Origin of the sequence: Sphingomonas sanguinis NBRC 13937 (assembly GCF_001591005.1) — a bacterium.
GTDB lineage: Bacteria > Pseudomonadota > Alphaproteobacteria > Sphingomonadales > Sphingomonadaceae > Sphingomonas > Sphingomonas sanguinis.
Window position 1 is genome coordinate 17,244 of sequence record NZ_BCTY01000035.1, and the last position, 22,358, is coordinate 39,601.

A 22,358-nucleotide genomic window follows, 5' to 3' on the forward strand; every position below is an offset into this window, starting at 1 on the left:
TCAGAGGGCAGGCCACTTCGACGCGACAAGGCGCGCACGGATACTATCCAGCTGCGCGACGGCTTCCGCCTTCGTCATCTTGGTCTGGTCGATGTTCAATTCCAGCGCGTCGGAACCGGCGATCGGCGTACCCACACTGATCGCGACATCCTTGATCGCGCCGCCCCGGATCGCGGTGAATTTCCACTGTGCCATGTCGATTTCCAGGCCACGTCGGAACAACGTGCGGGCGACCGTGGCCGCCGCCCGCACGCGCCCCGTCACCCGCCGTGCGGCGTGGTGTAGAGGATCACATGGGTCAGGATGCCCGCGTTCGGCAGCGAGGCCGCTGCGACGGTCGACACCAGGCGACAGTTGGCGGGCTGGAACTGCCCGAAAGCGGTCGCCTTCAGCCCCCAGGCGGGTACGTCCGGCGTCTGATAGGTTGCCGCCGCACGATACGCCGCCGCTGTCAGCACCGATCCCACCTGTCGGCCGAGGTCCAGCGTCGCTGCACCAAGCGATACCGATGGGTTGAACGCCGTACCGATCACGACCGCACCCTTGGGCAGGCCGCCCCAGTCGATGGTATCGCCCGCGTTGATGACGGCTTGGGCCGACAGGTCGAGCGTCTTGACGACGCAATGCAGCTTGCCGTTGCGCAGCGACGCGTCGCCCAGGACCAGCGGGCCGGAAAGACCGGCCGCCAGCGGCTCGATCGGGGAAGCATTAATCTTGGCCATATTTCGTCTCCTGCGCCGCTAGTCGGCGCGCATGACGTCACCACCGACCGCCCTTATCGGGCGGCCAGACAGCGGATCAGTTGTTGAGGACGCAGCCGCAGCGCGCATTGTCGGTGCGCGTCGACGTGACGACCTGGTCGGTCAGCACCTGCACCGCGTGATGCTTCTGCGGCAGGATATCGAGGTGCGTCTGCGTCTCCTGCCACCACACCGCGCACATGCCGTCCTTCGACCAGAAGGGGTTCTTCTGATAGCCGTTGGCGTCGCGCGTCAGGTCGTAATAGGGCAGATCGGGATTGTTCAGCTCGATCTCGACGAACTCGAAGCCCATGATGCCCAGCAGGCTCTTGCCGTCCGCCGAAAAGCGGATCGAATGCGCCTTCTGATAGTCCTCGCTCGTCACGTTCGCCTGCTGGAACAGGTCCTTCACCTCGTCGGCCGTCACGCCCATGTAGAAGGGCTGATTGGGGTCGACGTAACCTGCGACCAGACACGTCCGCGCTTCGATCACCTTCGAAATGTTCATGCCGGTCGGGCTGACCGCGCCGGTCGTGACGGGAACGATATTGGCGTTAGCGAAGGGCACGGCGACCTCGCCGCGCTTGCCCATCAGCATCGTGCCGTAGAAACCGCCATTGCCGTCGAAACCGCCCAGGAACGCGCCGTCCTGGCCGCGCAGCATCGTGCCGGAATGCTTCTTGGTATAGGCCCCTTCCAGCTCGATGACGCTGGCCAGCTTGTCGAGCGTATCGACCAGATCGGCGTCATAGTCCTGGCCGGGCATGGCGACCCAGACGCCGTCATGCGACGTTTCGTCGTAGTTGACATCGGCGTTGCGCGTCGTCCGCTTCTTGACCTTGCCGTTGCCGACGATGTTGTCGAGCTTGTACATTTCGCCAGAACCGGTCTGGCGCATGCCCTTGGGCAGAAGAACCGCGCCCTGCTGATTGAGCGCCATACGCATATTGCTGGAGAACTTCGTGTAATACGAGTTCGGGATAGAAGAAACGCCCATTGCGCCCTCCGAAAACTAGGTTGGACCTGTTTGCGAAGGGCTTGTCGGAGTTGCCGGGCCACCTCTGACGCGACGACGTTCGCGCTCGACGGGCGCATCCACGCCGGGGGCCGGGGATCGTTGGGAGAACGACCTTGCCCAGCACCAACGCGGTGGTTCAGAGTATCCCCCGAATACCGACCGAACCACCACGTTACTATGTAACGCCCCCGATGGATCGACCCGTTGCTTGACATTCTCTTCCCGCGAGAGAGGGGGTGGCGTCAAGGTTCAAGAGGCCATTTTATTACCTATGGCAATAATCGTTAGGCAGCATCCCGCTGCCGCTTCTCCGCTTCCTCGGCTGCGGTAACCATCTCGATCAGGCGGCTGTGCTCGGCGATCGTCGCCTGATCCTTTTCGCGCAGCTTGGTGACCTTCCCCCCGTCCTTTTCGAACGCCTGGAGGGCGGACCGGGCATCGGCTGCCGACACACCAAAATCGCGCTTACCCTGAATGAAACCATCCTCGCCGGACAGACGACCGATTTTCAGGCCAAGCTCCATCATCTTCTTGGTCCCGCCCGCGCCGAGCGAGGTCTGCATCGCCTGAATTTCATCCTTGGAGAAGCCGAACGCATCGAACCCGCGCTGCGCGATGATCAGGTTCTGATCGGCCTGCGCGCCCGCCTCCCGCTTCCATTCCGCCAGTTCGGCGTTCTGCGTATCGACCAGCGCGTTATGATCGTCCATGATCTTGGCAGTCGCCTTGTCGATCATCGCCTGCCACGCGGTTGCGGGGGTTCCAGCCGCCAGCGCCACCTCCCGCAGCGGACCGAATAGCGCCATATCCGCCTCCCAGCCCTCCGGCACGGTCATGGCATAGCCATCGACGTTTTCGGGAACGCCGATGGCCTTGCGGAACGTGGCGATCTGCTCCGCCGTCGCACCTTCGCCCGGCACCTCGACGCCCTTGCCGATCCGGGCTTCCAGCGAGCGATAGGATTTCACCATGGCCGCCGGATCGGTGAAATTCTTGTTCTTCATCCAATCGGCATCGGACGGCGTCTTGTCGTCGACCTTGTCGGCCGACAGCGCGCCGTACCATGCCGCCGATACTTGCGGTTCGCCCGAACCGGCCCCGCCATCTCCGGCCCCGCCCTCGCCTCCACCGCCAGCACCGGCTTCCCCGCCATGCCCTTCTTCGCTGCGCATGAACCGCCCCAAACGGCGCTCCAACGCGGTCATGCGCAGACCGGCGCGAACTACGACCGGAGCGAAGATCATCCCTTTACGATAAGCCACTGTCCATCTCCATCAGCTTGCGAACCTCGGACTCGTCGAGGTTCAAGTGGTGAGTGAGCCGCAGGAAGACTTCCCGCCGCCCAATATTGCGCGCGTTGACATAAGGATCGGGCGAGAAAGCCCCCTGCTCCGCCCGCGTGAAGTCACGCAGGTCGGCCAGCACGATTTCCGCATCACGCGACATGATCTTGCCCGCGCCGAAAAACAGCCGTTTGTAATGGTGCGACCGCAGCAATGCGATCTGGCGGGCCATGTTTCGATAGGCCCGCTCGACCATATTCGGCGACGGGTTCATACACCCGCCCCGGACGCGATCTGGTTGGCGCGGCTCAAGTCGAGTGCCGCCCCGGCCACCGCTGGCGCGACGCCGCCCATCTGGGCCATGGCATCCGCTTCTTCGCGCGCCTGACGCTTGGCCGCGACTTCGTCCGGGCTGTTGCGCCAGCTCGGCCGCACCGACAGGACATCTGCGACGCCGGGGATCGCCCGATCGAAATTGATATGATCGGTCACGCTCTTGTCGACCGACGCCGCCTGGACGATGATTTCCATCCAGCGCGTGAAGCCCGCTGCTTCCTCCGCGCGCGACATGCGAGCGAGTGGGTTCTGATAGACCGCGATCGGCGTCATCCGCGCCTCGATCATCTCCGGCGGCATCGGGTCGATCTGCCCGGCCGCCATCAGAATATCCAATTCCCGTTCGATCTGCGGGCCCAGCTTCTCCGTCTCATGCTGCTCCGCGAACGGCCCGACCAGAACGCCTTGCTTCTGCACCATCTCCAGCACTTGGGTCGCGGTCATGCGATCGCTGGGATTGGTCAGGATCTGGAACAACTCTTCCAGAAATGCCGACTTGATGACCGCGCGCTCGCGCTCCTGCATCTCCATCGCATAGGCGGGCGCACCACCACCTGGCACCGGGGCGATCAGCAACCGTCCGAATTCGTCGACCAGACCGGGATTCATCCCGCCCGGCCGCGTGACCAGCTTCGAAATGTCGCCATCGTCATAGAACGCCAGCGCCGGATCGCACGCTTTATGCGTCGTGCGCAGCATCGTCTTGGCAATCTCGTTCGCTGTCGCGATCGATCCGATGACCGTCGCCGCTGGGGACTGGGGATATTTGGCCCCGACGTCGACCCGGCCGGTAATCAGCGGCATCGTGCGATATCCGCGGCGCGCGACGATCTGCTTTTCGTCCAGAGCGATATGCAGGCTGGCGATCGGCTTGCCGGGCACGCCGGGATTGCCCGGTTCATGCCGATCGTTCGGCCGAACGATATGGACGAACTGGAATTTCTGATCCTGCTTGGCGCGATTATCGTCCGCCCAACATTCTCGCATTTTGTCGGTCAGCGCATCCAGACCAAACTTCTGCACCGCCTGTCGGACCGTCAGCTCATATTCGCGGTGCACGGTATCCACCCGGCCGCGATGATCCTCGTCGATATAGCATTCCGCCATATGGAGGTGCCGGTAATACAGGCCGCGACCGATCCATTCATCGACCAGCAGGACTGCCGTGCCATATTTGCCGCCGCCCCTCACATCGGCCGCCATCTGCATCCCGAAGCCGGTCCAGGACGCATAGCGACACGCAAAAAGCTGGTCGGCGGCATGTTCGCACCAGCGCTGGACGCTGGCGAGCCGGTTCAAATCCTTGTTGGGCGTCTGGATGCCGTGCCACCGCTGATTGCGCGGCACCGTCAGGCCCATGATCGCGGCGGTGTAGCGCTTGAGGCCGATCACCGCCGTCTGATCGAAATTGTCGAGGCCAGCGCGTGAACGGGTCCCCTTGTAGAAACCGCCTTCGGTTTGCGGGTCGACACGCTCGTCGATATCCCGCCACAGCGATTCCTTCTGCGCCCGCTCGCTTTTCATGCGCGCGTGGCGATCCAGATGTTCTTTAACCTCGCTGTCCGTTCCGAAATCGCTCACCGCCAGCCCCTTGCCGTTGGCGGGCCTGGCAAGCGCCGGACCCGCATCACTCATCCCATCACCGCAGATCAGCCGGGATCGGGGGGCGGTAGGGACAGGACGCTATTCGCCTGCTCCAGCTCGGCCGTCGCCGCCTCCGCCTTACGCAAAAGCGCCACTCGCTCGCCGATGGTCGTCGCCATGCGAGCCGCGAGAAGCACCTGCTCGATCATTCCCCGAAAGGCGCGCAAGTGATCCGCCTCGCGCTTGGGAAGCAGCGGCAGGACATCGTCTGCGACCGCCGCGACCGAGGCGTAATGCTGTTCTGCCCTGTCAACGGCCGCACCGGCCTTGACCGCCAGTCCATGCTCCGCCGCCCCTGTGGCACACGCCGACAGCGCGAGCACCGAAACCCCCGCAAGCATTAGACCCATCATCCGCATGTCCGTCCCTCCTTTAAAAAACGATCTGGCGATCGAGGCGCATCGGCTGACCGGCCGCGATCGTCACCGGCTGCGCCATGGCGCACCATGCGATTTGCTTGCCCTCGGCATCGAACAGCCCGAATCCACCGAGCTGGATGGCCCGATCGGGCAGAATGGTGACCGGCTCACGCAGCAGCACGCCGCGACCGATTAGTTGCCAGGCTTCCGGCCCGACCGAGATCGGCGCCAGCGATGGGATTTCGCGCGCCCCGTCCGAGAAAACGACATCGTGCAGGCCGCTGCGCAGCGTCTCGAGAAGCGCCTGCTTGTCGTCGACGCCGTCCTGTTCGACCACATCGCGCAGCGCCGAAGGCTTCGCCTTCTGGGTGACGCTCGCCTTGCGCTTGGCAGTGACGAGATCGGACTGGACCCGGCCCAGCTCGACCGCAAGATCGGTCCGCTGCTTGCGCTCCGATTCAAGCGACGACAGCGCCGTATCTAGTTCGCCCCGCACCGTTTCGAGGACCGATTGACTGTCCTGCAGGTCCGCCTTCGCCTGGGCCGTCGCGGCCTGCTCGGCCGTCAAAGCCGATGCAGCGGTATCCCGCTCTGCCGTCATCGCCTCCAGCGCGATGGTCGCGTTGTCCCGTTCGGTTGACATTGCAGTCAAGGCTGACACCGCGTTGTCGCGCTCCAGCGTCATGGCCGTCAGCGCCTTTGCCTGGTCACTTTCACCACCCATAAATTCCTCCTTCAGCTACCCAGCGTTTCTTTGCCGACCGACCCGGCCGACGCTTCCGCGCCCGCCCGCCCCGTCACGATATCGGCTGCTCCGCCACGACGCCGACGCAGCGCGTCGTCCATCGCCACGGCCTCGCGCGCGTCATCGCGCGTGGGCGTCGGCACCGGCGCGGGCAGTTTTGGTGTTTTGGGAATCAGGCCTATTGCCTTGAGCGGCGCGGTGATGACTTTCCCGACCAGATTCATGCCTGCCCTCCATGCATGGGATAATCACTCTCGTTGCGGACTTCGCGACGACCGCCGCGCCCGCTCCCGCCAGCGCCGTTCCCGCCCGCCATTTTCAGGCCCTTTTCCAGCTCGAAACAGCCATACTGGTTGGCGTCCATCAGATCGCCGAAGCCCTGGACCTTGACCGGCTTGCTATCGAACCGCCCGCCATCGACCCCACCGACGGCGACCCGGCGATAGACATATTTCGAATTGAACCCCTTGCGGGTCATCTTGCAGCGCGGATGGACCAGCAGCTTCGGCTCCGTGCCGACAAACGTCGTCAACCGGTTGCGTACGGCTTTGAGGCGCGGCGCGATGGCGTTACCGGGAACCGCGACTTTCTTGACGTGGACGCCAAGCCCCTTCTGGAAGTCCTGTCGCCAGCTCCGGTGGTTGATTGCATCTTCGCCCGCCGCCCCGGCCGGGTCGCAACACGCCAGGCCGATCTCCAACCCCGGATACCGTGTCGCCATCCGCCCCGCGACCTCGCGGCCAAATGCCTCACCGCCGATCTGGCTGACCTCGATGTGGCCAGCATCGTCTTCGAATATCCGCGCCATCTCGTCGAACAACCGAAGCTGGTCGATGTTGGGCAACAACTGCGAGAACAGGACCGCGCCCATCAGACCCTGATCGGCGAAGATCAGCGCTGGCAGACCGCGAACCACCTCGAACTCGCGGACGTGGCCGCGCGGCGCGGTCGGATTGACGCTGATGTCGTCGATAAATTCGGGGAACACCACCGTGCCCGAGCGAACCGGCCCGAACAGGTTGTCGATCATCCGCCGCTTCTTGTCGGGCGACTTGCGCAGCAATGCGGCCTGTTTCAGGTAGTAGGCACGGCCACCGGGAAGGTTGTGCAGATTTTCTGCATTATCATCCAGCCCGCCGGGCTGCTGGTGAAAGGCCAAAAGTGGCTGTTTTCCGCCACTTTCTGCCGCTAAAACGTCCGCCAGCTCAGGGTCGATATTTTTGTCGACGCACAGATCGTACGTCCAATTGTCCTCTTCTGGCGCGTTGAAGTCGCCGAATATCTGGGCGAAAGCGCAACCGCCGTCGGTCATGCCCGGATACCGGCCGACACGGCCGACGCCCAACTCGATAATTGAGAACGGCAACAGGTCGGCCTCGTTCAGCCACAGCCAGGTCAACTCCAGGCCGCGCAGCACGTCCTCGACGCTGTTGTCGCCGATCGCGGTGAAAATGACCTCCATGTCGAGCTGATGGAAGTCGGGATCGCCGCGAACCCCTATGTCCAGCGTGAAGCTATGGGTGCGCGGCGCATCGCCTGACCAGCGCCCCAGCTTCTTGGGGAACCACTGCTGCCATGACTTGATTACCGTGCGATCGAGGTTAGGGTAGGTATCGCGCACGACAGCGCCGCGACATTTCTTGACGCGGCATTCGCGGGCGGGGTCCCAAACCGCGTGCTGGTTCAATCCGATGCGGATCGCTTTGGCGATGCACTCGGTGGTCTTGCCACCTCCAACCGGTCCCATGATGAAGGCGAGGAAGGCGGGATCAAGCCCGAACTTCCCTGCAACCGGACCAACCGGCCGCATCAAGCGGGTAAGATCGCCACTCACTCCCCCGACCCCGTAAAACCGGTGAGAGGTTCGCGACCCGTATCCGCGATCAAGATGATCGAGGGCGAAACTCGCCCAGAATTTTTAAACACCCCGCGCGCGGGGGAGAGATTTCCGACGCGCGCGCGCTTGGGGGGGGCCGGGGGGGTCCGGCGCGTGCCACCGGGGGGGGTGGTCGCGGCGCGGCTGACCGACCGATCGCACCGCTGGCCGACCACCACCGGCACCCGTGCGCGAAGCTGCGAAAGCTGACGCACAACGCCCATAAATGGCGGTTTTCTGCGGGTTTGCGCTAGGCGTTCCGACGACGTCATTCCGACACCTCATCACGCGACAGGCTAAGCCGTTGGTTTTCCTGCGTTTCTTGATCGAGCACATAGGACAGCGCCGGGCCCACCGAATTGGCCGGAATGATTGTCCCGCCGTCGATCGGCGCGGGCCCGGCCTGCATGATCAGCGTCATGTGCCCGTCCAGATTGCCGGTGACGGCGACAGGCATCTTGCTTTCCATGTACGGGGCCAGTTCGGCCGCCGCCGACTTGATCAGCGCCGCCGCCTCCAACTTCGTGCAGCAGAGCTGGGCGGCTAGAAGCTCCGGCGTCTGGGCCTGCATCTCGGCCAGCGTTTCGAGCGGGTGGCGATACCGCGACGCGAGGTAATCCCGCATCTTGCCGGTCCGCTTGTTCGTCGCGCCGCGCGGGCGACCGACGCCGCGCCGCCGGACTTCGTCGACCGCCGTACGGATGTTGTGCCCGTCGCGCGGACCGTCGCCCAGGGCGAGCTCCACCTGGTGCGGGTCCGCGAACAGCATCGGCCCGGCCTCATCGACCGCCGACGCGACAGCGGACGCCAGACCGGCCGCGCCGTCCGCATATCCGCCACCTATTTTATTCGTTTCGTCCGCCACTGGCGCACCGCCCCTCGATCAGAGGCAGAGCATCTACAGCAGATGGCGCGCGCCGGTCCAAACCATGGTCGCGATGTTACCGCGTTACCGATCGACCGGCCGGGCGGTAACGGCAAACGGTAACGCCCAAGATACTAGAAAACAGCGACTTTTATATGTTGTTACGTCGTTACCTGTATCTCCCTCTCTTTATACGCGCATGTGCCCGCGCGCGTATGCGTATAACACACGCGCGCGAAGCCGGTTACGCGGTAACACGCAACTTTTCCGTCTATTTATCAATGACTTAGATGTTACCGGGAGCGTTACGGATCGCCGTTACCACCCCCCAACCCGTGGCGTAACGACCAGCTCAACCGGCCCTGCCGCACTATCTGCATCCCAACGGGGTCGGGGCGCAAGCGGTATATTGATGGACAGGGTTGGAGGCGGCGGGAACGGGTTGCAGGATCGACGCGGAGGGAATGGCGAGTGGACGCGCGACGCACCGCGCCCGTCGCCTCCGGCGACGAACGCTGTCGCGCGAATTTGTTTGTTCGGGCGCAACAAAGGTGCTTGACATCCGTTTTAATAGTGCAGATTATCTGCACTCGCCTGTTACTGGACGGGCGGACAGTCAGAAAGGACTTACGAGATGGGTATCGACCGGTCTGCCGTTGCCACGGCCCTCGCCAAAGCCATCGCCTACAAGCAGTGCGGAAAAGATCAGGACGCGGCCGATTGGGCCCGCAAGCTGGTCGAGCTGCTCGAATGTGCAGAGATTCTGAAGTGAGCGCCGCCCGGCCCTTCGACCCCGCGCTGGTCGGCATCGAGCGCAAGCGGTTCAGCACCACCCAAGGCGAAGTCCTGCTGACCTATGCCGGTCAACGGATGCTCCAATATGGCGACACCATCCGCCGGGTGGACGGCGACTATGTCGGCATCCCCGACGAGGACTGGATGCCGATCGCGCGCCGCGAGGCCATCGTACGCGGCTTGGCGGTCGACCTGGTCAACTACGACGCGCACGTCATCGCGGTAGAGCGCGCCATGTTGACGGCTCTCGGCTTCCATCGCTCTGCCGGAGAGGTCGCGGCCCTGTACCGCCACGCTGGCGCCAGCCGCCACGCCCGCCGGGTTATGGGTATCGACCGGCTGCGCATCGGTGACGCCATCGTCTCCCGCGTCCATGGCGAAGGCATCATCACCCATGTCGGTGAAAGCGGCTGCTATGCGACGATTGATCCCGCCCGAGCGCCCGTGTGGGTCTTCTTCGAGGAAATCAGCGGCACCACCTTTCACGGGGAGGGCCGCTGACATGCTGCCACCCTCCCCCACCATTGCCGCGCTGGAAGCGAATAACCCCGCCGTGGCGGCCGCCTTTGCCGTCACGCGGATTGATATCACCGACGCGGGCCTGCCCCGCCGCGGCCTGGAAGACGTGCAGTGGCATCGCAAACAGGATGTTATCTGGAGGCGCTTCGTTCAGCGCATCATGGGCTGCTCGCCTGACGGCCTCGACGCCCACCGCGTAAACGTGTTGCGCGACCTGTTCAGTGACCTTGGGGCGATCAACACCGGCCCCCGGATCATGGCCGCCGTAAAGGCCACCGCTCCCAAGACGTTCGACCCACCGACCACCGAGAATCGCAACCGGCATGGTCTGGCGCGGATGAAGGCGGAACGCGATCGTCAATTGACCGGGTTGAAGGCCGCAAGCCAGCTCCGGTCGATCGCCCCGCAGATGGACGCCAGCGCCCTGCCGCTGTTCGCGGCCGGTCAGCAGCCGAGCCTGTTCTAATAGCTCGTGCCTAGGCCCGCGCTTGGCGGGCCTAAACCTCCTCCGCCTCCCGCACCGGCACGACCACGTCGTCCCGCTGGATGATCTGGTCCACCGGCACCAGCGTGCACTTCGCAGGCGACCCGCCGATCCGCTGCGTATTGCCCCAGCTGGCCCCCTTCATACGCTTGAGCGCCTGCGACCACACGCCCTCTTTCCACCGCGAATTTTCGAACACGCGCGACAGGCCCTGATGCGTGATCGCCACCGCCAGATAGTCCCGGCCGGGCGTGGGCTTTGGCGCACCTTCCGACACCACCATATTCGCCTTGCCCGTCACGATCCGCATGCCGACCTTGGCAAGCGCATCGGCGGCCTCACGGACCCGGCCGCGCGCCGATTCGTCGACATCGCCGCCTAGGACCGGCTCGGTCGCCTGTAGCAGCCAATCCGAAATCAACCGCGGCGTGCCGCTCCGCGCGAGCTGGACAAGCGAGCTGGCCATATGCGCCACGCACATTTCGCTTTCGCTCTGCGCCTCCGCCGTCTCGCCCAGCCGCTCCTTCGACAACAGGCTTCCCCATTGCAACAGCGCCTCGTCGTCCGGCATGTCGTCGTCCAACAGGATGTGCGCGGCCGCCAGCAGCGTGCCGAACTGGTCGGCCGCACGGCCGCCCTGCCCGCCGTGATCGATCAGCGCGTCGGTATAGCGCTCCAGCGTCGCGGCCCAGAGGTGCCAGCGATCGGCAAGCCGTCGCCGCAGCCACCCGCCGAGCGCGTTGATTTCGCCTTTGTCCATGCGCGGCTCGCGGCTACCGGCGGGCAGCTCCCCCAGCTCGAGCATCGCAAGGCGGCTCCGATCCTGCGGCGGCATCGGCGGCACCAGGATGGACGAGAACAGGAAGCAGCTCGTCGCCTGAAACTCATGCCCGGTGTGATCCTGACCGCCGCGTACGATATTGCCTTGCGAGCTGGCCGCGAGGCGCGCCAGCTTGACCAGCGCGAGTATCTTGCGGTTGTCCTGATCGGCTTCCGCCTCGTCGATCGCGACCGGCAAGGACTGTTGCCCCAGCACCTGGCGCACACCCGCTTCCGACGCATCCGGCGATTGCAGGATACCGCCGTCGAACAGCCAGCCCTTGACCTTCTGCAACGCCGACTTGCCGGTCGCCTTGTCGCCGGTCAGCCACGCCAGTGGCCGATAGTCGAGCGCCCCGCCCAGCATTGCCGCGCCGTCCCAGCCGATCAGCAGCATGGGGTCGATCATCGGCCGGGCCCAATTCCACGTCTTGTACAGCTCCAGCAGCACGACGCCGGGTGACGCATCCGACGGGATCTCGATCCCGCGCGCGCGCAGCGAGCCGACGAGGTTGGGCGCCAGCGCCTCGCCCGTGACCGGTCCGCCCGCACCGGGCCGGGGAATGGCGGGCATGGTCGGATAGACCCGCCCGTCATGCTCGCCCGGCTTGTGCCAGCGCCCGCCGATCAGGACATGATTGCCACAATGCAGGATCAGGCCGCCGCGATCGTCGATCCACGCGCCGCGCCCCCGCACCTTCTCGCGCGGGTTCCACACGCCCTTGGCGGCCGCCACGTCCATCAGCAGCATGGCGACATCGTCGTTACGCCAGCCGGTAACGATCCACTCTTCGACGTCCTCGCCGTCCGGCCCCTTGGACTTGACCATTTTCTTGCGGGGCCATTCGTCCATCAGATAACCGCTATCGGGCGCGAACATGCCGACGATGTGCTTGTTGGCAACCTTGTCGCACGTCAGCCCGCGCAGCTCGCCTAGCGCCGTCAGGAAATAGAACACGCCGTCTTCGGTGCCGACCGGCACAACCGGACAGCCCTCCGGCATCAGGCGCGGCGGGCGGCCGAATCGCTCGTCATCGCCGCCGCCATCGTTCGCGGCCTCATAGTCGTCGACGGGTGGCGCATCGATGGGCGGTTCGACCAGGTTGGACAGCGCCTCACGGACGGGTTGCAGGTGCGCGCTCACTGCCGATCGTCCCGAACGTCGACATGCGCGACGGTCATGCGGTTGGGCGGCTGGCGACATGGGCGGCTCTGCCCCCGCGCGTCCTTATAGTCCTGCCATTGGCTAAGCCGCCTTGCGAGACGCCGCGCCTCGTCGGCCGACAGGTGCATCGCATCCAGCGTCCGGCCCCCAGCGCTGAGAACGATCGAAATACCGTCGCCGATCACCCAATCGAAATACAGCGATCCTTTCACGATTTGCCGCTCCACCGCGTTTCCATCTCAGAGGGGGCCTGGTTCAGATCGATGCGCAGTTCCCGCCTAGAGGCCGCAACCGCTGGACGGAGGCGCAAGGCTTCGAATTCCGCGATGATTTCGCGCCTGAGCCGCGCCGAGTAGGCATCGAAATCGGAAACACTATAGCCCAGCTCCAAACCGCGCAGTTCGCGACGGAGCCGGCGACGAAAGGCCAGCCGATTCATGAGCGCACGGCCCCGGCCGATGCAGCACGCGCATCACGAAAACATGTCTCGCACCGCCGGGCATTTTGCCAAAACTGGTCGGACTTGCCGGGCGGCATCTGTTGAAGCGCGGCATGGGTGGCGCGATACGCGCCACACTGACAGCCATAGCCCTGTTCCATCACATACCCTCCCGCTGCGCGATCTGCGCCAATTCGTTGATATCCTTGACGCCGCGCGGAGCCGGGCAGAACAGCACCTTGCGCCCGCGCGCGCGCTGCGCCGTGACACCGCGCATCAGCATCTGATCGGCCTCGCTTCCGGGCGGATCATTCTGTTTGAGGATGATGAGCCGACCCATTTGCGGCGGCAGCTCCAGCGCCATCAGGTTGCCCAGCGCGATCATCGCGATCACGCGCAGCGACGGGTCGGCCGATGCGACGGTAAGGCCGTCCTCGACGCCCTCCGACGCATAGACATCGGTCCCGGCCGGAATGTCGCGGAGCGGACAGCTATGTGCGCCCTTCCAGACGGGAATATGCCCGCCCAGATAGGTGCCCATGACCTTTTTCGGGTCATTGGGCTCGCCCCGCCGGTTGAAGCCTAGCAGATCGCCGCCCGCCTTGCGGTTCCGCGCGACATCCAGCCAGGTGCGATGCGTCGCGATGTGCTGGCCCGCGAGGCTGGTGATCATGGCGACCATCGCGGGCAGCAGCAGCGGGGCCTCGCCCTGGGCGGGCCAACCATATTGCAGCGCTTCATGATAGCGGATCGCGCCGGGAAACCGCCCGAGCGCATCGAAGTCGATTGCTCGCCCGGCCGACAGATAGTGATGGACGGGATCGCCGATGCGCAGCGGCTGCGCCTGATGATAGCGGCGCTGCGCGTTCTTCGTCTTCTTCGCCGCATCCGCTTCGGCCTGGGCATCGCGTTCCGCGCGCCGCCCTTGGGATTCGAGCCGGAACTGTTGCAGCCTGGCCGGATCGCTGTCGTCGATGTGAAGCCAGCCCTTCGCCCATTGCACCGCCTGCTTCACATCGCCCGCGAACAACACTTCGGCGATCAGCCAGAGCGGGTTGCCACCTTCGCGCGTGCCGGTTGGCGCTAGGAAATCCTTCCACCAGCCACGCCGCGCGCCGCTACCGACATGGATGCGCAGCGACTGGCCGGGATCACCAGCCAGATTGCCGACACACATCTCGTTGCCCTCTTCATAGGCGTTGGGCAGCAGGTCCTTTACCAGCGACTCGATCCGGTCGGTCAGCATGTCGACGATTTCGTCGACGCTCATGGTCGGGCCGTTCATGCGCGCCCGCAGCCGCGCGATCGCGGCGACATGGCGGTCGTTGGTCGCGACCAGGTCGCAGCCCATTTCGGGGCGGTCATCATACAGCTTGGTGACAAGCCGGACCGTACTTTTCGGCCTGCCGGTCGCCGCACAAATGGCGTCGATCGACTGACCCGCGTCCCAATGGGCGAGGATATCGCGCTCATATTCGGCAAGGCCGTCCTCCAGTCCGCGTTCAAAGGTGCCCGCCGCGTCAAGCATGGGAGTACGGGCGCGGCGGGCACAGGTGCGGGCGGCATTGCAGCGCGCGCCCATACCGTCGGCGGGGAGTGGTCGCCGACGATCCGTGAAAGTGGTTGGTCCCCCCGATCATGGGTCAGGACCGCGCGAGGCGGCACAGAAACGGCCGACCCTGCTTATTTTGTTGGATTAATCTACGGCAAGAGAACATAACAAGAACAGACGATATGGAGAACAGAATGTCGGCCTGCATCCTTGCCTTCCCCTCACGCCGCACGCGCAAGCGCCGCCAGCGCAGCGTCGAGCATCCGCCGCCAGCGCGGCATGTCGTAAAAACTGTTTGGCTCGACCTCGCCAGCCGTGAAACGGTAGATCCGCTCCATCACCGCCGGGTTTGGGACTACCGGGTTTTTCGATCGCTCGATCTGACTGATATAGGACTGGGAAACGTCGATCGCGTCGGCCAGCTGACCTTGCGTGAGTCCCTTCTTCTTCCGCCAGTCCACCAGTCGCAAAGGCATCCGCCTGTCTCCTCTTGGAAACGTGGATATTGCGATAGCTTATATTTTGTCAATTGCCATAACCAATTCGGCGGGGCAGAATATAAGCAGATGTCATATGTCATCGCCATGTTTTCGGGCAACCGCCTTCGTGAACTGCGCAAAGCAGCAGGCCTCAGCCAGTCTCAACTGGCGGAGCGGAGTGGCGTGTCGCAGCCTCTGATCAGTCAGATTGAGAACGCGGACGGCACGACGCTGGACATCGCACGGATGCGGGCCCTGTCTCGCATCCTCGAATGTACCCCGGCCGACCTCCTGACCCAGGCCGATAATCCCGACCGCCTCGACGACGAAGAACGCGAATTGATCGCCATGTTCCGCGCCGCAGGCAGCGCGCAGCGCGAGATGATCCGCCGCGTCGCCGAACCCTTACCGATGCCCGCCCAACCGGCGCGTCGCTCGGTCGCCTAATTCAACGTGCGGGCTCTCCCACCCGCACGGTCCAGAATAGGCCATATGCCGACATCATGATGACCACGAGCTGCGCCACTGGCGCGGCTCTGGCCCATTCCAGCGGCAGATAGAACAGCTCCCCCACCAGTCCGACCAGACACAGCAGCACCACCTCGACGAAAACGACGCGCGGTGCATAGTGGCGAAGGACGGCGTCGCACGCCGATCGCGCAGCTGTCACCCCGAGCGCGCCGCCGAGGCACGCCCCGAAAAACCCGATCACTTCGGGACGAATCACCGTGAAGATGACGTGCGTCACCGTGAAAACGAACCCCACCACGATCGCCACCACCGCCAAGACGATCGGAGCGATAATCAGCGCGACGATCGTCCCGCCGACCTCTGCCCCACGATGCCGTTCGCCCTGCAAATCCGCCTCCCTGCCAGAGGGATACAGGGGTGGACGGGGACCGTGATCGCCTCAAGAGGCAAAATCCCAATACCCATTTTATAAGCTATAGACATAATATAAGCATATCTGATATTCGGCATTTCAGGCCAATATTGGAGGCGCTTATGGGCATGATGAAGCCCCAGGCATTTACGTACAGTCTGGATGAGGTGTGCCAGCGGTTCGGCCAGACGGCCGAGAGCGGCATCGCACGGACCCAGCGCTGGCAGATCAATTTCCTTGACCGCCTGATCGCAACGAAGGGTTTTCCCGCCCCGCTGCCGATCCTGTCGGGTGGCGAGCTGACCGACACTCTTAAGCCCAAAAGCCGCTGGAACATGGCCGCCGTCGACCATTGGTTCGACGATCGCCAGACGCCGAACGTGACGGCGGCCGAAGAACGTAGCCGTCGCGTCCAGGGCGAGCGCACGATGGATGACCGCGCGCAGCGTCTTGGCCTCAGCCTCGTCAACGGGGGGCGCTCATGACGACCTTTCTGCAATTCCTTGTCTTCGCGGGCGCGGGCCTCACGGCCGTCGGCGTGATCGCGGACAGCCTCCTTCGCCTCGACGAGAGATAAGCCGATGACCGCCCTGTTTATGCCGCGCTGTTCGGACGCCATTTCCGACGCCTCCGCAAAAATTCTGCTGGCCGACGCACTTCGCGACATCATCGCCGAGCGCATCGAGCAGATCGACAAGCATGGCTACACGCCGGAGTCTGACGAGCGTTACGAGACGCCCGACGAACTGATCGGCGCGGCCACCTGCTACGCCGATACCGCCCATGACCAGGTGGACGGCTCGCTCGGTTACGATCCGCATGAGTGTCCCGCCGAATGGCCCTGGTCACCGACGCACTGGCACTGCCGCGATGCGCGGCGGAACCTGGTCAAAGCTGCGGCGCTCATCTGGGCCGCGATCGACAATATCGATCGGGCCGAACAACAAAAAGCCGTTGCGGATACGCGCCCGCTCGCCAGCGGGACGGAGCCGCCCGCCCTGTTCCGCCCCATCGAGGCGGCCGATTTTCCGGCCGGGTCGGCGGACACCCGCAGTTGGCTTGTTCGCGACGACAAAGGCAACTGCGCGGCCGCGTGCTGGATCGGTGACAAATGGGTCTACGCGACCGAAGACGCGCCCTGCCAACAGCTCGAATTCCACCCGACCCTCTTCCTGCCCGATCGCGCCGCCCGGCCGGGCTTCGTGGACTTCCCGATCGCATGAGCCAGCTCGCCTACATCGCCGCGCAGCGGGCACGCGAGGTGCTGCAGGTCGGTGACCGGATCACGGTCGATCACTGCCCCAAGGGCCGGATCAGCGTGACCATGACTGGCTGGTCCGGTGACTATTTCACCAGCGCCACGCATGACGACCTCATCCCCGGCTGCATCGTCAAGGTCAACGGCACGCCGATGCGCTTCATCCTGCCCGAGGAAGAAGCGGAATGGGTCAATCCGACCCCGTCGACGGCCCCGCAGCGTGCCGAAGCGGATCGATGGAACTGCGGCAATAGCCACCTGATCTACCAAACGACGCTTCGCCTGATCGACCGCAACCGCATCCGCGAACTCGATACCATGGAGTTTATCGCCGACGCGGTTCGACGGGCGGGCCCGTCTTTTGCCGCGGCGATCGCGATCGACATCGACGAGGACGTGCCGTTCTGATGGCCCGGCCTGTTCTCGATGACGACGCGATTCAAACCGCGCTGGAAATGCGCGAGGCGGGCCGCAGTTGTCCTACGATAGCCAAGAAGCTGGGAGTGACGGCTGGCGCCATCCATTACCAGTGCCTCAAGCATGGCGTCGTGTCGCCCAACCAGCGGCGCACCACCGCTCCGACCGAGCCCCGCACACTGATCGGTCCTACCGGCCGGGTGCAACGCGCTTTCACCCAGGCCGAAGACGAGCAGCTTTTGGCGCTGGAAGCGCAGGGGCTGACCTATAAGGCGATCGCGCGCACGCTCGGGCGCGCCTACACCAGCGTGCGCATGCGGCTCCTTGCCATCGCCCTGCGTGACGAGATGGCCGCATGAGCCGCCAGCCGCTCACCGACGACTTCGCGATCCGCTCGGCCGGGACCGCCATCGCGCCGCATCTGGTCGACACCCATGAAATGCTGATCGAGCTGGACGAGGAACTGGAAAAGCGCCTTCGCGTCTATCCCGGCCATATCGAGCGGTCGATGATGAAGCGCGAGGATGCCGAGCATCATATCGGCGTCTGGCGTGCGATCATCGCCGACCACCACCGCCACGAAGCCGCCCGGGCCCGCCGCGATGGCCACGGCTACACCATCGATCCAGCCCCCTACACCTTCGATTGGGAAGCCCGCGTCCGCGAGCTGCGCCGCGAGCTGGCGACCAGACGCAATGCCTATCCCAAATGGATCGCCAGCCCGGCCAACCCGCTGACGGCCGATGTCGCCGCCCGCAAGCTGGCCCGGCTCGACGCGGTGCACTGGCGCTACTGGATGCACCTGTTCGCGTTCGATGAACACGGCGATCGGTTCGACCTGACCCGCCTGGCCCATGTCGCCGAGCGCGAGATGCTGAACCGTGCCCCCGCCTGGCGATCGGCGTCGGCCGAGGGCGGCATCCCCGCCGCCATTGCCGCTCGCTGGCGCAACCATTGGCAGGTGATCGTCACCCTGCTGCGCGGCCTGCGCGACGGCACCCCGCCATGGGATCTAGTGCGCGCCGTTGACATGCCCAAGCTGGCCCAGACCGCCTGGGCCGTCGTCGATCAGTACATCACGGCGGGCGTCAGCGCCGACCCGCTGGCCAATGCCCGCGTCGGGCAGCTCGAGCCCCTGTTCCGGTGGCTCGACATGATGGCCCGGCAACACTCCCCCTATTTAAAGAGAAAAGCGACATGAGCGCGGATCAAATACCCGAAAGCACGAAGATGACCCGGATTTACGTCCGCTGGTCAGTCGACGGTCAATTCATTCGCAAGTGGAGCAGGGAACCGTTCGTGGATGGCGACCCCGTCGACGCAATCGGCCGCGTAGCCACGGATGGGGAAGCGCTTTCATGGCGGCTGGATCGCATCATTGAAGATGGCGGCCCGCTGACCCTGTCGGACAAGGCGGTCCTGCGCGAAGCCGCAGCCTTGCTTTCCAACCGCGCCGCCCCGCCCGCGATGGATCGGGAGGCGGTGGACGCTGAGGTCGAGCGGATCACGGCCATGTCGGATGGCGAGATCATGGCAGAAGCGGATGCTTCGGAGGTGGCGTGGGCACGTGCTTTCAATCAGGGCCTACGCGCCGGTCAGCACGCCAGCACGGTGGGCGCACTGGTCAAGGCGCTCGAATGGTATCGCGATCAGGTCAGCCGAGTTCGGATGGTGCACAAGGAAGGCGACGAGGCTCGCAATGCGCTGGACGCTGATTGCGGCAAGCTCGCCACCGACGCCCTCTCCACCCTCTCCGCAGTCGCCCATAGCGACGACATTGCGGTCGACCGGTTCGCAGCGCTGATGAAGGCAAAGCTTGCTTCGGCCCGCGCGAAAGGCCGTGGCGGCTGGGACGATCCCAGCCAGTGTAGCACTGACTACCTCCGCACGCTACTCCACGAACATATCGCCAAGGGCGATCCCGTTGACGTGGCGAACTTCTGCATGATGCTCGCGCACTACGGGGCTTCGACCACCCTCTCCGCAGACGCGATCCGCCAGGGGGAGGGGCTAGATCACAAGGTCGCGGCTTTTGTCGCCGACTATGAGTTCCGTGGTGACGATGGCGACTTCACGCCGAACGACTGGACCAAGGCGATCATTGAGGACGCCATCCATGGGTTCTTGGCTCTCGCCACCCCCGCCACCCCCGCCAGCGATGGGGGGAAGGCATGAGCCGGGCACCCTTTAAAGCGTGCATCGTGTGCGGACGCCGCGTGCCACGCCGCATGGACTATGTGCAGGTCAGTCCACCGTCTAATCCGAACGGTTCTGACCATCGAGCTCGGGTACGCGAAGACCTTCGCTCAATCGCTGATTGCCGCCGCCATACCAATCTCCCGTTCGTCATATCGGCGCAGCGGGACGGTCAAGGTTATGTCCGCGCATTCAGCGCCTGGGATGGCGAGAGCTATCTAAACCAAGGGTTCTTCTGCACCAATCGGTGCGCACAAGATCAGGGGTATGCATCAGCCCGGCACGGGGATCGCTACACTTGGAAGCGAGGTGCAGCATGACCACCCGACAGACGCCGGATGCTGCGCGCGAGGCGCAAAATTACGCGTTCGCAATAGGGATGATGGATGCCAAGCGCGGACGTGTCGATGGCTGGGCAAACCACAGCCCGTCCTATCGCGCGGGTCAGGTGATGGCCCGTGTCCACAATGAAATGGGAGGCGTGGCATGATGACGGATGCTGTGCGCAAGGCGGCGGAGGCTGTATTGGACGCGACACCGCACGCTGAGACGTGTGAATTGCGTCTAGACCTCGGCCCGCGCACCAACCTGTGCAGTTGCGATCACATAACCCGCGCCATGATCGCTTTTGCCGCCCTCGACAGCCGCGCGGGCGATGCGGGGCATGAGCTGGACGACATTGCAGTCATCGATTTCGCTGGCCAATTCTTCGATCCATTCGACACAAGCCCTGGCGCAAATATCAGAAAATGGATCAGGGCAGTGCGCGGTGCCTTCCAAGCCACACGCAAAAGCGTTGACCACTCGAAATCATAGGCGCAGATTCACTTCACGCTCTGTCGAGGGACGGAGCCAACGTCAGAAAGGACGACATGACAAACCCTCTAGAAGCAACGGCTCGCAAGCGGGCCATGCCCGAACCGGGCGACAAGCGCGCCGCGATCATGCGCGCGGCAGGCGACGCCGTCGGTAGCGAGGCGCTGGCCAAAGCCCTGAACATGAGCCCGCGCAATTTGTATAAGAAGATGGCCGGTGACGGGCATGTCAGCGACAGCCTGTTGCAGGACACCCGCGAGGTGCTGGAGCGCCGTCGCCATGCCATCGGCTTGGTCATCACCGGCATTCGCGACGAGCAGGCAAAATGAAGATCGGCCGCGAAAACATTCCGGGCCTGACCCAGAAGAACACCGCCGGTGGCCTCCGCTACTATTGGGAGCCCAGCCCGGCCCAGCGCAAGGCAGGCTGGAAGACGATGACCCTCCCGGCCGACCTATCGGCCGCGATCCGCGACGCGCGGGCGCGGAACGAGGATGTCGGCAGTTGGAAAGAGGGTGGCGCACGGCCGAAGGACGTTCAGCCGTACAACCGCAAGACGACGTTCGGCTATGTCCTGGCCTGCTACCGGCGTGAAGTCGTGCCCACCATGTCGCCAAAGACGCAGGAGGTCGACAAGACCCCGCTGAATCGCCTTGAGACATGGGCTGGCGACCAACCGGTGGCATGGATCACGCGGCCCCGCGTGAAGGCTCTCCGTGACGCGATGATGGAACACGCCACGCTGAATGGCCCAGGCCACGCGCCCGCCTTCCATCTGTTGACCACGCTGCGCAAGGTCCTGAACTGGTGGATCAAGGAGCAGTCGCTCGGCATTCCCAATCCAGCCCAGGAATTTGGCCTGGCGATGCCAGCGCCGCGCCACCAGATTTGGGAAATTGATGCGCTGGAGGCGTTTGCCGAAGCCGCGATCAGCATGGGTGCGTCATCGATCGACCTCGCCGTCGAGATCGCGGCCTATACCGGCCAGCGCGAAGAAGACGTGATCACGCTGGAGCGGTCGCGCTGGCGCGAAATCAGCTTGCGCCAGCTCGGGCACGACCACCGGCTATACGATGCCCTCAAATCCGATCACGGCCCCGACGCGGGCAAGGTGATGGGCGTCTATGTGAGACAGCATAAGACGAACATGTGGGTCGGCGTGCCCATTGAGGGCGCATTGCGCGATCGGATCGAAGCGACGATCGCGGCCAACCGCGCGGCGGCATTGGCGCGCGGCGTCGTCCAGGCGCAACATGTCATCGTCAAGGAAAGCTCCGGCACATGCTGGGGCCAGAGCGACTTCATCCACACGTTCCTCGACATCCGCCGCGCCGCTTCGGCGGTGGCGATCATGGACGGAAATATCGATCTGGCGGAGCGGCTGGAGGCACTGCAATTCCGCGACCTGCGCAGAACCTGCATCGTGAACCTCGGCCAGCTCGGGCTCAATGATTATCAGATCGGATCGATCAGCGGGCACACCCAAGCCACGATCAAGAAGATTTTGGAAGTGTATATGCCCCGCACCGAGGCCGCCGCTGCGCAGAGCATCGTCGCGCGAATCCCGGTGCGTTCCAAAGAAAGTCGGAATTCCGATATCGGAAACGTCGGAACGTGAAAACGGGCCGGAAATTTCCGACCCGTTTTACCCTAGTTTTCAGGTACTTGCG

Annotated in this window: 31 protein-coding genes; 14 read left to right on the forward strand and 17 right to left on the reverse strand. The window is 64.2% G+C overall.

From position 1 onward, the window contains the following. From SSA01S_RS13480 to SSA01S_RS13530, 11 genes are all read right to left on the reverse strand, one after another. A complete protein-coding gene (locus tag SSA01S_RS13480) occupies positions 1–195 on the reverse strand; it encodes a hypothetical protein (protein ID WP_167348923.1) in 195 nt (64 codons plus the stop codon). Between the two features lie 65 nt (positions 196–260). Further along, complete coding sequence (locus SSA01S_RS13485; RefSeq protein ID WP_061780755.1) at positions 261–722, reverse strand: hypothetical protein; 462 nt, start codon at positions 720–722, stop codon at positions 261–263. A gap of 76 nt (positions 723–798) precedes the next feature. Continuing rightward, positions 799–1,737: a phage capsid protein gene (locus SSA01S_RS13490; RefSeq protein WP_272867560.1), complete on the reverse strand. Its 939-nt coding sequence runs from the start codon at positions 1,735–1,737 to the stop codon at positions 799–801. Between the two features lie 305 nt (positions 1,738–2,042). Further along, positions 2,043–3,020, reverse strand: a complete 978-nt coding sequence (locus SSA01S_RS13495; RefSeq protein ID WP_156477799.1) for a hypothetical protein — start codon at positions 3,018–3,020, stop codon at positions 2,043–2,045. After that, entirely contained in the window at positions 3,007–3,273 is a 267-nt protein-coding gene (locus SSA01S_RS13500; protein ID WP_156477800.1) for a Bbp19 family protein, read from the reverse strand. Before SSA01S_RS13500 ends, SSA01S_RS13495 begins: the two co-directional genes overlap by 14 nt. A gap of 38 nt (positions 3,274–3,311) precedes the next feature. Next, positions 3,312–5,012: a portal protein gene (locus tag SSA01S_RS13505; protein WP_061780759.1), complete on the reverse strand. Its 1,701-nt coding sequence runs from the start codon at positions 5,010–5,012 to the stop codon at positions 3,312–3,314. 14 nt (positions 5,013–5,026) lie between these two features. Then, positions 5,027–5,380, reverse strand: a complete 354-nt coding sequence (locus tag SSA01S_RS13510; protein ID WP_061780760.1) for a hypothetical protein — start codon at positions 5,378–5,380, stop codon at positions 5,027–5,029. 13 nt (positions 5,381–5,393) lie between these two features. Next, positions 5,394–6,065 carry a hypothetical protein gene (locus tag SSA01S_RS13515; protein WP_156477801.1) on the reverse strand — a complete coding sequence of 224 codons (672 nt, stop codon included), beginning with the start codon at positions 6,063–6,065 and terminating at the stop codon, positions 5,394–5,396. Positions 6,066–6,115: 50 nt separating this feature from the next. Further along, the gene (locus tag SSA01S_RS13520) at positions 6,116–6,349 is read right to left on the reverse strand and encodes a hypothetical protein (protein ID WP_061780762.1); all 234 of its coding nucleotides are present in this window, start codon (positions 6,347–6,349) and stop codon (positions 6,116–6,118) included. Next, entirely contained in the window at positions 6,346–7,938 is a 1,593-nt protein-coding gene (locus tag SSA01S_RS13525) for a terminase large subunit domain-containing protein (RefSeq protein ID WP_156477802.1), read from the reverse strand. Before SSA01S_RS13525 ends, SSA01S_RS13520 begins: the two co-directional genes overlap by 4 nt. 331 nt (positions 7,939–8,269) lie before the next feature. Next, complete coding sequence (locus SSA01S_RS13530) at positions 8,270–8,866, reverse strand: hypothetical protein (protein WP_061780764.1); 597 nt, start codon at positions 8,864–8,866, stop codon at positions 8,270–8,272. Between the two features lie 634 nt (positions 8,867–9,500). Here SSA01S_RS13530 and SSA01S_RS19560 point away from each other — a divergent pair. Genes SSA01S_RS19560 through SSA01S_RS13540 form a run of 3 tightly spaced genes read left to right on the forward strand, consistent with a single transcriptional unit; the run spans position 9,501 to position 10,646 of the window. Next, positions 9,501–9,638 (forward strand): hypothetical protein, encoded by a 138-nt coding sequence (locus SSA01S_RS19560; protein ID WP_156477803.1) that lies wholly within the window; start codon positions 9,501–9,503, stop codon positions 9,636–9,638. Beyond that, on the forward strand, positions 9,635–10,162 hold the full coding sequence (locus SSA01S_RS13535) for a hypothetical protein (protein WP_061780765.1): 528 nt from the start codon (positions 9,635–9,637) through the stop codon (positions 10,160–10,162). The genes SSA01S_RS19560 and SSA01S_RS13535 overlap by 4 nt, the downstream gene beginning before the upstream one ends. 1 nt (position 10,163) lies before the next feature. Next, positions 10,164–10,646, forward strand: a complete 483-nt coding sequence (locus tag SSA01S_RS13540) for a hypothetical protein (protein ID WP_061780766.1) — start codon at positions 10,164–10,166, stop codon at positions 10,644–10,646. 31 nt (positions 10,647–10,677) lie between these two features. Here SSA01S_RS13540 and SSA01S_RS13545 read toward each other — a convergent pair whose 3' ends face one another. The 5 genes from SSA01S_RS13545 to SSA01S_RS13565 form a co-directional block, all read right to left on the reverse strand. After that, positions 10,678–12,627 carry a hypothetical protein gene (locus tag SSA01S_RS13545; protein ID WP_061780767.1) on the reverse strand — a complete coding sequence of 650 codons (1,950 nt, stop codon included), beginning with the start codon at positions 12,625–12,627 and terminating at the stop codon, positions 10,678–10,680. Further along, positions 12,624–12,860 carry a hypothetical protein gene (locus tag SSA01S_RS13550; RefSeq protein WP_156477804.1) on the reverse strand — a complete coding sequence of 79 codons (237 nt, stop codon included), beginning with the start codon at positions 12,858–12,860 and terminating at the stop codon, positions 12,624–12,626. Before SSA01S_RS13550 ends, SSA01S_RS13545 begins: the two co-directional genes overlap by 4 nt. Continuing rightward, a complete protein-coding gene (locus tag SSA01S_RS13555; RefSeq protein ID WP_061780769.1) occupies positions 12,857–13,087 on the reverse strand; it encodes a hypothetical protein in 231 nt (76 codons plus the stop codon). Before SSA01S_RS13555 ends, SSA01S_RS13550 begins: the two co-directional genes overlap by 4 nt. A gap of 160 nt (positions 13,088–13,247) precedes the next feature. Then, a complete protein-coding gene (locus SSA01S_RS13560; protein ID WP_167348924.1) occupies positions 13,248–14,615 on the reverse strand; it encodes a DUF7146 domain-containing protein in 1,368 nt (455 codons plus the stop codon). Positions 14,616–14,860: 245 nt separating this feature from the next. After that, entirely contained in the window at positions 14,861–15,115 is a 255-nt protein-coding gene (locus SSA01S_RS13565) for a helix-turn-helix domain-containing protein (RefSeq protein WP_061780771.1), read from the reverse strand. A gap of 108 nt (positions 15,116–15,223) precedes the next feature. On the opposite strand from SSA01S_RS13565, the gene SSA01S_RS13570 reads away from it, so the two are divergent. Continuing rightward, complete coding sequence (locus SSA01S_RS13570) at positions 15,224–15,565, forward strand: helix-turn-helix domain-containing protein (RefSeq protein ID WP_217996060.1); 342 nt, start codon at positions 15,224–15,226, stop codon at positions 15,563–15,565. Position 15,566: 1 nt separating this feature from the next. Here SSA01S_RS13570 and SSA01S_RS13575 read toward each other — a convergent pair whose 3' ends face one another. Next, positions 15,567–15,977: a hypothetical protein gene (locus SSA01S_RS13575; protein ID WP_061780773.1), complete on the reverse strand. Its 411-nt coding sequence runs from the start codon at positions 15,975–15,977 to the stop codon at positions 15,567–15,569. 146 nt (positions 15,978–16,123) lie between these two features. Between SSA01S_RS13575 and SSA01S_RS13580 the strand changes: the two genes are divergently transcribed. The 10 genes from SSA01S_RS13580 (at position 16,124) to SSA01S_RS13615 (ending at position 22,306) form a co-directional block, all read left to right on the forward strand. After that, positions 16,124–16,486: a hypothetical protein gene (locus SSA01S_RS13580; RefSeq protein WP_061780774.1), complete on the forward strand. Its 363-nt coding sequence runs from the start codon at positions 16,124–16,126 to the stop codon at positions 16,484–16,486. A gap of 96 nt (positions 16,487–16,582) precedes the next feature. After that, positions 16,583–17,224 carry a hypothetical protein gene (locus tag SSA01S_RS13585; protein WP_061780775.1) on the forward strand — a complete coding sequence of 214 codons (642 nt, stop codon included), beginning with the start codon at positions 16,583–16,585 and terminating at the stop codon, positions 17,222–17,224. Continuing rightward, positions 17,221–17,667, forward strand: coding sequence for a hypothetical protein (locus SSA01S_RS13590; RefSeq protein ID WP_061780776.1), 447 nt, complete (start codon positions 17,221–17,223; stop codon positions 17,665–17,667). The genes SSA01S_RS13585 and SSA01S_RS13590 overlap by 4 nt, the downstream gene beginning before the upstream one ends. Beyond that, positions 17,667–18,035, forward strand: coding sequence for a hypothetical protein (locus tag SSA01S_RS13595; protein ID WP_061780777.1), 369 nt, complete (start codon positions 17,667–17,669; stop codon positions 18,033–18,035). The genes SSA01S_RS13590 and SSA01S_RS13595 overlap by 1 nt, the downstream gene beginning before the upstream one ends. After that, a complete protein-coding gene (locus tag SSA01S_RS13600) occupies positions 18,032–18,877 on the forward strand; it encodes a hypothetical protein (protein WP_061780778.1) in 846 nt (281 codons plus the stop codon). Before SSA01S_RS13595 ends, SSA01S_RS13600 begins: the two co-directional genes overlap by 4 nt. A 29-nt stretch (positions 18,878–18,906) precedes the next feature. Further along, complete coding sequence (locus SSA01S_RS13605) at positions 18,907–19,851, forward strand: hypothetical protein (RefSeq protein ID WP_156477805.1); 945 nt, start codon at positions 18,907–18,909, stop codon at positions 19,849–19,851. Between the two features lie 337 nt (positions 19,852–20,188). Further along, positions 20,189–20,362, forward strand: coding sequence for a hypothetical protein (locus SSA01S_RS19565; RefSeq protein ID WP_156477806.1), 174 nt, complete (start codon positions 20,189–20,191; stop codon positions 20,360–20,362). After that, positions 20,359–20,688, forward strand: a complete 330-nt coding sequence (locus SSA01S_RS19570; protein ID WP_156477807.1) for a hypothetical protein — start codon at positions 20,359–20,361, stop codon at positions 20,686–20,688. The genes SSA01S_RS19565 and SSA01S_RS19570 overlap by 4 nt, the downstream gene beginning before the upstream one ends. Before the next feature lie 56 nt (positions 20,689–20,744). Further along, complete coding sequence (locus SSA01S_RS13610) at positions 20,745–21,017, forward strand: hypothetical protein (protein ID WP_156477808.1); 273 nt, start codon at positions 20,745–20,747, stop codon at positions 21,015–21,017. Further along, positions 21,014–22,306: a site-specific integrase gene (locus SSA01S_RS13615; protein WP_061780781.1), complete on the forward strand. Its 1,293-nt coding sequence runs from the start codon at positions 21,014–21,016 to the stop codon at positions 22,304–22,306. The genes SSA01S_RS13610 and SSA01S_RS13615 overlap by 4 nt, the downstream gene beginning before the upstream one ends. Positions 22,307–22,358: the final 52 nt, after the last annotated feature.

Bases quoted from the DNA above. Each gene is read 5' to 3' on its own strand.
- SSA01S_RS13540 (WP_061780766.1), top strand. From the start codon at position 10,164: ATGCTGCCACCCTCCCCCACCATTGCCGCGCTGGAAGCGAATAACCCC.
- SSA01S_RS13565 (WP_061780771.1), bottom strand. From the start codon at position 15,115: ATGCCTTTGCGACTGGTGGACTGGCGGAAGAAGAAGGGACTCACGCAA.
- SSA01S_RS13500 (WP_156477800.1), bottom strand. From the start codon at position 3,273: ATGGCCCGCCAGATCGCATTGCTGCGGTCGCACCATTACAAACGGCTG.
- SSA01S_RS13605 (WP_156477805.1), top strand. From the start codon at position 18,907: ATGACCCGGATTTACGTCCGCTGGTCAGTCGACGGTCAATTCATTCGC.
- SSA01S_RS13615 (WP_061780781.1), top strand. From the start codon at position 21,014: ATGAAGATCGGCCGCGAAAACATTCCGGGCCTGACCCAGAAGAACACC.
- SSA01S_RS13515 (WP_156477801.1), bottom strand. From the start codon at position 6,065: ATGACGCTGGAGCGCGACAACGCGGTGTCAGCCTTGACTGCAATGTCA.
- SSA01S_RS13520 (WP_061780762.1), bottom strand. From the start codon at position 6,349: ATGAATCTGGTCGGGAAAGTCATCACCGCGCCGCTCAAGGCAATAGGC.
- SSA01S_RS13600 (WP_061780778.1), top strand. From the start codon at position 18,032: ATGAGCCGCCAGCCGCTCACCGACGACTTCGCGATCCGCTCGGCCGGG.
- SSA01S_RS13610 (WP_156477808.1), top strand. From the start codon at position 20,745: ATGACAAACCCTCTAGAAGCAACGGCTCGCAAGCGGGCCATGCCCGAA.
- SSA01S_RS13480 (WP_167348923.1), bottom strand. From the start codon at position 195: ATGGCACAGTGGAAATTCACCGCGATCCGGGGCGGCGCGATCAAGGAT.
- SSA01S_RS13585 (WP_061780775.1), top strand. From the start codon at position 16,583: ATGACCGCCCTGTTTATGCCGCGCTGTTCGGACGCCATTTCCGACGCC.
- SSA01S_RS13595 (WP_061780777.1), top strand. From the start codon at position 17,667: ATGGCCCGGCCTGTTCTCGATGACGACGCGATTCAAACCGCGCTGGAA.
- SSA01S_RS13485 (WP_061780755.1), bottom strand. From the start codon at position 722: ATGGCCAAGATTAATGCTTCCCCGATCGAGCCGCTGGCGGCCGGTCTT.
- SSA01S_RS19565 (WP_156477806.1), top strand. From the start codon at position 20,189: ATGACCACCCGACAGACGCCGGATGCTGCGCGCGAGGCGCAAAATTAC.
- SSA01S_RS13580 (WP_061780774.1), top strand. From the start codon at position 16,124: ATGGGCATGATGAAGCCCCAGGCATTTACGTACAGTCTGGATGAGGTG.
- SSA01S_RS13560 (WP_167348924.1), bottom strand. From the start codon at position 14,615: ATGCTTGACGCGGCGGGCACCTTTGAACGCGGACTGGAGGACGGCCTT.
- SSA01S_RS19560 (WP_156477803.1), top strand. From the start codon at position 9,501: ATGGGTATCGACCGGTCTGCCGTTGCCACGGCCCTCGCCAAAGCCATC.
- SSA01S_RS13590 (WP_061780776.1), top strand. From the start codon at position 17,221: ATGAGCCAGCTCGCCTACATCGCCGCGCAGCGGGCACGCGAGGTGCTG.
- SSA01S_RS13490 (WP_272867560.1), bottom strand. From the start codon at position 1,737: ATGGGCGTTTCTTCTATCCCGAACTCGTATTACACGAAGTTCTCCAGC.
- SSA01S_RS19570 (WP_156477807.1), top strand. From the start codon at position 20,359: ATGATGACGGATGCTGTGCGCAAGGCGGCGGAGGCTGTATTGGACGCG.
- SSA01S_RS13510 (WP_061780760.1), bottom strand. From the start codon at position 5,380: ATGCGGATGATGGGTCTAATGCTTGCGGGGGTTTCGGTGCTCGCGCTG.
- SSA01S_RS13570 (WP_217996060.1), top strand. From the start codon at position 15,224: ATGTTTTCGGGCAACCGCCTTCGTGAACTGCGCAAAGCAGCAGGCCTC.
- SSA01S_RS13555 (WP_061780769.1), bottom strand. From the start codon at position 13,087: ATGAATCGGCTGGCCTTTCGTCGCCGGCTCCGTCGCGAACTGCGCGGT.
- SSA01S_RS13505 (WP_061780759.1), bottom strand. From the start codon at position 5,012: ATGAGTGATGCGGGTCCGGCGCTTGCCAGGCCCGCCAACGGCAAGGGG.